We start from the raw sequence: 583 nt of genomic DNA on the forward strand, positions 1-583 counted from the left end.
CTTCTGATTTTCTTGTTGCGTTGAATCACTTCGTAGCCCATGTTTTCGAGCATACTTTGAGCAGAATCTAACTTAGTGATATTTGTTGCTTCACAACGGTCAGCTTCTGGCCCTTTTACAATCCACAGTTTGATGCCGGCAGGCTGAATTTCTCTGAGCACTAAACTCTTGCCCTGCTGAGTCAGCGTGCGTTGTGGGGTATCGTAAAACCAATCTGACTCTTGGTTGTTTTCGAACATGACTTCATGCTCAATCTGTTTGAGCGTGTTTAAAAATGCATCATGATTTTTTACTCGATACTTTAACTCAACTTCAAACTGCCCTTGGAAATGCGCGTCACTCACCACTCGCCTCTACTACATAAACGTCGAAAGGAGCCGAATACTACACTCAAAATCTTAATCGTGTTGTGGCAATACACTCAGCTTGCGCATTTAGTGCTTTCGAAACACCCAGATTGGGCCGATTAATAAGAACTGTAGGTCCTCAAAAAAGGATGGCTTTTTGCCCTCGATTTTGTGCCCAATGAACTGAAGAATCCACAAAGCGCCAAACAGCAGCATAGAAATGTGTAAGACGGGTA

At 43.2% G+C, this 583-nt stretch carries 2 protein-coding genes; both read right to left on the minus strand.

Translation table 11 applies throughout. The features are described from left to right. A partial coding sequence (locus tag R7R24_RS28860; RefSeq protein WP_318120479.1) for a class IV adenylate cyclase occupies positions 1 to 347 on the minus strand: 347 nt, incomplete at its 3' end. Positions 348 to 434: 87 nt separating this feature from the next. Further along, positions 435 to 583: Mpo1-like protein (locus R7R24_RS28865; RefSeq protein ID WP_318120480.1), on the minus strand; the 149-nt coding region annotated here is incomplete at its 5' end.

The organism is Vibrio sp. 704 (assembly GCF_033339295.1).